The sequence below is a fragment of the Pseudomonas sp. MF6751 genome, assembly GCF_016613265.1.
GTDB classification, from domain to species: domain Bacteria; phylum Pseudomonadota; class Gammaproteobacteria; order Pseudomonadales; family Pseudomonadaceae; genus Aquipseudomonas; species Aquipseudomonas fluorescens_BV.
This window is the reverse complement of record NZ_JAENSV010000085.1, coordinates 1-7,245: the sequence shown is the minus strand read 5'-3', so window position 1 is coordinate 7,245 and position 7,245 is coordinate 1. Positions and strand designations below refer to the sequence as shown.

Annotated in this window: 6 protein-coding genes; 3 read left to right on the top strand and 3 right to left on the bottom strand. The window is 59.9% G+C overall.

The window, feature by feature from the left end; all coding sequences use genetic code 11:
• Window positions 1–192 precede the first annotated feature (192 nt).
• From JJD66_RS27655 to JJD66_RS27645, 3 genes are read right to left on the bottom strand one after another with little or no spacing between them, the layout of a single operon-like run.
• A complete protein-coding gene (locus JJD66_RS27655) occupies window positions 193–1,050 on the bottom strand; it encodes a metal-dependent hydrolase (protein WP_200649500.1) in 858 nt (285 codons plus the stop codon).
• A 15-nt stretch (window positions 1,051–1,065) separates the two neighbouring features.
• Window positions 1,066–1,956, bottom strand: coding sequence for an SDR family NAD(P)-dependent oxidoreductase (locus JJD66_RS27650; protein WP_198716086.1), 891 nt, complete (start codon window positions 1,954–1,956; stop codon window positions 1,066–1,068).
• Window positions 1,953–3,491, bottom strand: a complete 1,539-nt coding sequence (locus tag JJD66_RS27645) for a flavin-containing monooxygenase (protein WP_200649499.1) — start codon at window positions 3,489–3,491, stop codon at window positions 1,953–1,955. The genes JJD66_RS27650 and JJD66_RS27645 overlap by 4 nt, the downstream gene beginning before the upstream one ends.
• A 287-nt stretch (window positions 3,492–3,778) precedes the next feature.
• Here JJD66_RS27645 and JJD66_RS27640 point away from each other — a divergent pair, with 287 nt between their 5' ends.
• The 3 genes from JJD66_RS27640 (at window position 3,779) to praA (ending at window position 6,985) form a co-directional block, all read left to right on the top strand.
• Window positions 3,779–4,777: an alpha/beta fold hydrolase gene (locus JJD66_RS27640; protein WP_200649498.1), complete on the top strand. Its 999-nt coding sequence runs from the start codon at window positions 3,779–3,781 to the stop codon at window positions 4,775–4,777.
• A 306-nt stretch (window positions 4,778–5,083) separates the two neighbouring features.
• Window positions 5,084–6,364: an alkane 1-monooxygenase gene (locus JJD66_RS27635; protein WP_200649497.1), complete on the top strand. Its 1,281-nt coding sequence runs from the start codon at window positions 5,084–5,086 to the stop codon at window positions 6,362–6,364.
• Window positions 6,365–6,490: 126 nt separating this feature from the next.
• Window positions 6,491–6,985, top strand: coding sequence for an alkane oxidation protein activator PraA (gene praA / locus JJD66_RS27630; protein WP_014718292.1), 495 nt, complete (start codon window positions 6,491–6,493; stop codon window positions 6,983–6,985).
• Window positions 6,986–7,245: the final 260 nt, after the last annotated feature.

The window sequence follows — 7,245 nt, the reverse complement described above, 5'->3', positions numbered from 1 at the left end:
GCTTGGGTGAAAGGAGGAGGGGCGAAATCTCCCACGGTCTGTACTGCGTCAACAGTCAGAATCGGGCTTTGTCCCTTCTCCTCCCTTCAAGTCCTAGCATACAAGCGGGCTTGCTCGCGAAGGCGGCGTGTCAGTCGACATCAATATGACTGACCCACCGCTTTCGCGAGCAAGCCCGCTCCCACATTTAGGTCAAGGGGCGTCAGTTTGATAAGCGTCGTAACTGCGGCGTGTGCGCTCTATCTCTTCGACCAACCGGTCAATGCCCGTCAACCGTGCCCGGTTGTCATGATCCCAGGGATGAAAGCCCGGCTTGAAATAATGCAGCCACGGCCGGCACATCCGCGGAAACACCCCCTTGGGCCCATACAAGAACTTAACCATGCGCCACAAGCCCTTCAGCGTGCCGCCCGAAGTGCGGTCGGCAATCAACAGGCGCACGTGAAAATCCAGCACCACCACCCAGAACAGCACGCTGGTGGTCAGCATGGTCCCCGTGCGCAGCAGGTAACGTGCAGGCCATGGTTTGATCACCCTGTTCCACACATCGAACGCCACGGCTTTATGTTCGGTTTCTTCCAGGGCGTGCCAATACCACATCTGCTGGTAACCCTTGAGTGAGTCGCCAAAGCGCGACGGGTCGCTCAGCAGGATTTCGGCGAGCATGGCGGTGTAGTGTTCCAGGGCGATGGTCACCGCCAGGTTGAACGACGGCGGCAGGTGTTTTTTCTGCAGGTCGAGGAAGAACTTCAAGCGTCGGTCAAGGGTGTGCGCCGGCAGGCCGGCCGCTTGCAGCAAGTCGTTATACGCCACGTGTTCACGGCTGTGCATGGCCTCCTGGCCGATAAACCCCTGGATCTCTTTTTTCAGTTCGGCATCATCGATCTGCCCACGGTAGTGGCGCACGCTGTCCATGAAGAACAGCTCGCCCTGGGGAAACAGCAACGACAGGGCATTGAAGAAATGGCTGACCACAGGCCCTTGTTCGTGCCAGTTCTTGATGCGCTCGGCAGGCAAGGCAAAACGGATATCGCGACGGATCGGCAGCATGGTGCGTGCTCCTGTTCAGAGTCGGGGCTCGTCGTTGGTTTCAAACACTGGCGTGCGCGGCTTGGGCGCCATGCGTTTGCTGGCAAACACCACCAGGGCCTGATAGGCCGCCGGCAGGCAACGGGCGAGCAGGTCGAGGAAATAGGCATCGCGGCCAATCAGCACGCGGCGCTTGTTTTTGCGTACGCCTTGCAGGATCACTTTGGCGGCCTGGTCGGCGTCGGTGATAAAGAGTTTTTCGAAATCGGCGCGGGCTTGTTGCTCGCTGTGGATGAGAAAACCGGTCATGTTCGCGTCAATGCGGCTGCTGCGGCAGATATCGGTACGAATACCACCGGGGTGTACACAGGTGGCCGAGACGCCGCAGCGTTGCAGGTCGAGTTCCTGGCGCAAGGCTTCGGTGAAGCCGCGTACCGCGAACTTTGTAGCGTTGTAGCCGCTCATGCCGGGCTGGGCGAACAGGCCGAACACGCTGGACGTATTGATGATATGCCCGTCGCCGCTGGCCTTGAGGTACGGCAGGAATGCCTTGGTGCCATGCACCACTCCCCAGAAGTTGATGCCGACGATCCATTCCAGGTCGGCGTAATCCACCCCTTCGACGGTGCTCGACAGCGCCACCCCGGCATTATTGAAGACCAGGTTGACCTGGCCGTGCTCGGCCGCGCAGCGTGCTGCCCAATCCTGCATTGCCTGGCGGTCGGACACGTCCAGCACTTGGGTGGTGACAGTGACGGGCGACAAGGTCGAGGTGCGGATCAGCGCCAGGGTCTGTTCCAGGCCCTGGCTGTTTTTGTCTGCCAGCGCCAGGTGGCACCCCTCCCGCGCCAGGGCCAGGGCCAGTGCGCGGCCCATGCCGGAAGCCGCGCCGGTGATCGCCGCGACGCGGCCGTTGAATGACTTCATGACAGGCTGCCTTCTGTGGTGGAGTGGGGCGTTGCAACCGCTCGCGGCAGGGCGGGCGCCGGCGCCTGGCTGACGCTGTAGTCCTTGAGGGCAAAATGCCGGGTGACCTGCTTGAAGCGCCAGGTCGAGCCGGGCCACAGCGTGGTGTTCTTGCCGGTGCGCGGGTCGAGGTACCAGCTCTGGCAGCCGCCGGTGTTCCAGATGGTGCGCTTGAGCTTGCCCTGCAACTGCTGGTTGTAGGCGTGCTCCACGGCGGGCTTGACCTCTACCGTGGCAAGGCGCTGGCGCTGCATGTGTTTCAGGGCGTCGAGGATGTACGCGACCTGGGCCTCGATCATCAGGATCATCGAGTTATGCCCCAGGCCGGTGTTGGGGCCCACGATCAGAAACAGGTTCGGGTAGCCCGGCACGGTGGTGCCTTTGTAGGCATGGGCGCCATCGCGCCAGGCGTCCATCAGGTCGATGCCGTCACGGCCGATGATGCAGCCACGGGGCAACGGGTCGCTGGCCTGGAAACCCGTGCCGAAGATCAGGCAATCGGCGGGGTGCTTGATACCGTCGGCGGTAATCACGCCGTCGGCTTCGATGCGCAGTACGCTGTCGGTGACCACCTCGACATTGCTGCGCGAGAGTGCCGGGTAGTAGTCGTTGGAGATCAACACCCGCTTGCAGCCGATGGTGTAGTCCGGCGTCAGGGTTTTGCGCAGGGAAGGGCGGGCCACTTGTTTGCGCAGATGACGCAGGGCGATTTTCTGCACCATTTTCATCAGGCGTGGATGCAGGGCAAAGCCCACCACACGGCCTTCCAGCGCCCAGTAAAGCGCAGCGCGCACCAGCCTTTGGGTGAGCGGTACATGCTTGAACAACCAGCGTTCGAACGCTGAAATCGGCCGATCAGGCTTGGGCATGATCCACGGCGGTGTGCGCTGGAACAGGTCCAGGTGCGCTACCTGCGGGGCGATCTGTGGCACGAACTGGATAGCGCTGGCACCGGTGCCGATCACCGCCACGCGCTTGCCCTTCAAGGAATACTCGTGATCCCACTGCTGGGAGTGGAAGCGCTTGCCCCTGAAGCTGTCCAACCCTGGGATATCTGGCATTGCCGGGCGTGACAACCCCCCCATGCCCGACACCAGCACCCGTGCGCTGACGTGGCGGCCGTTAGTGAAGGTCAGTTGCCAGCGCTGTTGTTGTTCATCAAACAGCGCCCGTTGCAGGCCCATGCCAAAGCGCAGGTAGGGCGCCAGTTCGAAGCGCCTGGCGCAGTCTTCCAGATAGGCGCGAATCTCGGGTTGCGCCGCGAACTGTCGCGTCCAGTTCGGGTTGGGCGCAAAGGAAAACGAATACACATGGGACTGCACGTCGCAGGCGCAACCTGGGTAGTGGTTGTCGCGCCACGTACCGCCGAGGGTCTCGGCCTGTTCGGCAATAAAGAAGTCGGTGAGCCCGGCTTCCTTGAGTTTGATCGCCATGCACAGGCCCGCGAACCCGGAGCCAATGATGGCGATGTCGATTGAGTCGCTGAGGGCATTCATAGGGCTGCCTCGTCAATAAAGCGCTTGGGCATCGGATGTGCTCCTGTTTTTGTTTTGTCTTTTAGATAGAACACCATTGCAAAGGAAAATTGAATTATTTATTTTAAAAAAGATTTTAAATAATCTACCTGAAAAATTCGCCTACGCTAGGACCTTGTTGCGCATGAGCGATTTGTCCGACGGACGAACGTGGTATGCATGAAGTGTAGGTCCAGGGCGTGGACGATGGCTGGGGCCAGATCAATTCCGGTCGGGTCGCCAGCAGCAGGGAAGCAGAGGACCGAGCTATGGCTGTCGAATGGGTTGTCGCTGCGGGTGTGCTGGCGGGCGCCAGTGCTGCGTTGTGGGGCTTGAGTGCCTGGATGACGCGGCGCATTGAAGCGACCGTGCCGATCAACGGGCGTTTCGTCGAGGTGGATGGCGAGCGCTTTCATTATGTCGAAGAGGGCAAGGGCCCGCCGCTGGTGATGATCCACGGGCTGATGGGCTGTAGTCGCAACCTGACCTATGCCTTGTCCGGCCAGTTGCGTGAGCATTTTCGGGTCATCAGCCTCGACCGGCCGGGCTCAGGCTATTCCACCCGGCACAGCGGCACGCCGGCAGACCTGCCGGCCCAGGCGCGACAAATCGCGGCCTTTATCAATACGCTGGACCTGGGCAAACCGCTGGTACTGGGGCACTCCCTGGGCGGCGCGATTGCCCTGGCGCTGGCCCTCGACCATCCCCATGCCGTTTCCGGGCTGGTGCTGGTTGCGCCCTTGACTCACCCCCAACGCATGCTGCCGCTGGTGTTCCTGTCTCTGGCCGTGCGCCCGGCCTGGCTGCGGCGCTGGGTGGCGCACACCTTGACCCTGCCCATCGGCCTGTTGACCAAAGACTCGGTGGTGAAGGGCGTATTTGCTCCCGATCCTGCGCCACCAGACTTCGCCACCCGTGGCGGCGGTTTGCTGGGCATGCGACCCGACAATTTCTACGCCGCGTCCACCGAGATCAACGGGGTCAACGACCACCTGCCGGAGATGGTCAAGCGCTACTCCCGATTGACCCTGCCCATCGGCCTGATCTACGGGGCGCAGGACAAGGTGCTCGACTTCCAGAAACACGGCCAGGCCCTGGCCAGCAAGGTGCCAGGGCTGAAAATGCAGGTGATCGAAGGCCGTGGGCATATGTTGCCGATCACCGCCACCGAGCGCGTGGCGGCGCTGGTGGAGCAGGTGGCCAAGCGGGCTCGACCCGGCGAGAGCGTCCGGCCACTAAATCCACCTGTCGCCCTGGCGAGCCAGTAACAGTGCCACCTGACTGCGGCGCCTGGCGTTGACGCCTGCCCCTGAGTACCTGACCAAACGGCTGAAAAGAGACTGCTCGGTCACGGAAAAAAGGGCTGGAGAAACTAGTTGACGACCTAACGATTCCGCGCTATTTATTTAAAAAATTATTTCAATGTGTAATTTGAAATTATTTTTGAAATGCCTAAGAGCGAATAAAATAATGAAAAAAACGCCTTTTATCGCATGGTTGATTTCCCGGAGCAGTCAACGCTCCGTATACCTGTCGTCTGTCTCGTTGCCCACCGAATGCGTTCGGAGGCTGCCATGAACCAGACTCTGGCAGCCCCGCATGTCTGGGCCGACGGCAAACGCCACCTGTGGTGGCTCGGCATCATGCCGCTGGCGACGCCCTTGCTCTCCGGCGCCCTTGCCATCACTACAGGCGTGCAACAACTGTGGTGGGTGGGCGTGCTGGTGATCTTCGGCTTGATCCCGCTGATTGACGGCATGCTCGGCGAAGACGTCAGCAACCCGCCCGAATCTGCGGTCAGCCACCTTGAATCCCAACGCTACTACCGCTGGATCGTCTACACCGGGGTGCTGTTTGTGATTGCCTCGGTGGTCATCACCGGTTGGCTCGCTGCGGGCGGTATCGACTGGATCATCAACGGCGGCCTGTTGCACGCCACGGCCACCCTGGAACCTTCTAACTGGCTGGCCAGGACCGCCGCGTTCATCACCACCCGCACGGAACTTCACGGTGCAGTCAGCTGGTTGACTTATGTGGGCATGGCCATGTCCACCGGTGCCGCCACCGGCATTGCCATCAATACCGCCCATGAGCTGGGGCACAAACCCAAACCCCTGGAAGTGTTCCTGGCCAAGGTCACCCTGGCGCCGACCTTCTACGGCCACTTCTACACCGAACATAACCGTGGCCATCACGTACGGGTCGCCACTCCGGAAGACCCGGCCAGCTCGCGCCTCGGTGAAAGTTTCTGGGCATTCCTGCCGCGTTCGGTGTGGTTCAGCGCCGTGTCGGCCTGGAACCTGGAGCGCGAACGCCTGCGCAAACTCGGCCTGCCGGCCCTGCACTGGAAGAACGCCGTTCTCAGCGCCTGGATGTACAGCGTGGTGTTGTGGGGCGCAATGATTGCCTGGCTGGGGGCGGCGGTAATTCCGTTCCTGATTATCCAGGGCATCTACGGGTTCTCGTTGCTGGAAGTGGTGAACTACGTCGAGCATTACGGCCTCAAGCGTCAGAAGTTGCCCAATGGCCGTTATGAACGCTGCTCGCCGCGTCACTCGTGGAACAGTAATCGAATTGTCACCAATATCTTTCTGTTCCAGTTGCAGCGGCACTCCGATCACCATGCCAACCCTACGCGTAGTTATCAGTCGCTGCGTCACTTTGATGAGTCACCGCAACTTCCGTATGGCTACGCCAGCATGATTGTCTGGGCTTATGTGCCGTACTTGTGGCGGCGTCGCATGGACCATCGTGTACTGAATCACTATGCCGGCGATATCAACCTGACCAATCTTCAACCGTCAAAGCGCTTGAAGTATCTGGAGAAGTACAGCGGCACTGCCAAACCATTTTGATACGTATCAAGCGGTAAGGGCGTACTCGGGATCTGTGTATCGCGCAGGTTCTGATCGCCCCCGGTAATGAAATGCAAGAACGTGGTTTGACCCTACAACAATAATTTCAAGGGAAGGACGTACACCATGCAAAGTTCTGCCAAGTTCACCGCCCACATCCTGTTGGCGGCCATGGGTTTGATTGCTTACCACCAGGCCCAGGCTGCGCGTATCGAACCCGCTGGCAGTGCCTTCACCGCCCAGGGACCTATCAGCTTTTCCAAAGGCAAGCTCATCAGTGCCGACTGCACCATCAAGGTAGCCGGCAAGGTTGCAGCCGATGGTTCATCGGTGAATGTCGACAAAGTCGAGTTCGACGGTGGCCTCAAGTGCAGCCGTGTCGAAGCCATCAACTTGCCTTGGGTGTTAATCGCCAAAGATACAAAAAGCGGCTCCATGTCGAAGATCAGCGTGGACGTGCATGCCTTTGGCCTGGGCGGCAAGTGTGGGCCGTCGACGGCCGACGGAACTTGGGATAACGCCACCGGCAAGTTGGAAGCCGCCGATGTTGCGATTGGCGAAGACTGCAAGATCAAGACGGTGTCGATCAAGATGCCGCCCAACTTCAAAGTTGTCGAATAACGCGTTCCAACGGTTGTAGCGGTAAATGCATTGAAATTTGGCTGGAAAGGGAAGTTCTGCAGTTTCACCGTGACCTCTCGATCATGGCCATTACCCCTGGCGAAATGAATCGCCATAACATGTGAGGAAAAACAAGGCGGCCGCGAAAACTGAGTGCAACACCTGACCTTTCCGGTACGGTGCTGCCCCTATGTCCTATTCCGAACTCAGCGTCGAAGAGCGCGCCATCATTCAACTCAGTCAAGCTCAAGGCTTCAGCC

Coding starts and splice junctions, on each gene's coding strand:
- JJD66_RS27655 (WP_200649500.1), bottom strand. CDS start 1,050: ATGCTGCCGATCCGTCGCGATATCCGTTTTGCCTTGCCTGCCGAGCGC.
- JJD66_RS27650 (WP_198716086.1), bottom strand. CDS start 1,956: ATGAAGTCATTCAACGGCCGCGTCGCGGCGATCACCGGCGCGGCTTCC.
- JJD66_RS27645 (WP_200649499.1), bottom strand. CDS start 3,491: ATGAATGCCCTCAGCGACTCAATCGACATCGCCATCATTGGCTCCGGG.
- JJD66_RS27640 (WP_200649498.1), top strand. CDS start 3,779: ATGGCTGTCGAATGGGTTGTCGCTGCGGGTGTGCTGGCGGGCGCCAGT.
- JJD66_RS27635 (WP_200649497.1), top strand. CDS start 5,084: ATGAACCAGACTCTGGCAGCCCCGCATGTCTGGGCCGACGGCAAACGC.
- praA (WP_014718292.1), top strand. CDS start 6,491: ATGCAAAGTTCTGCCAAGTTCACCGCCCACATCCTGTTGGCGGCCATG.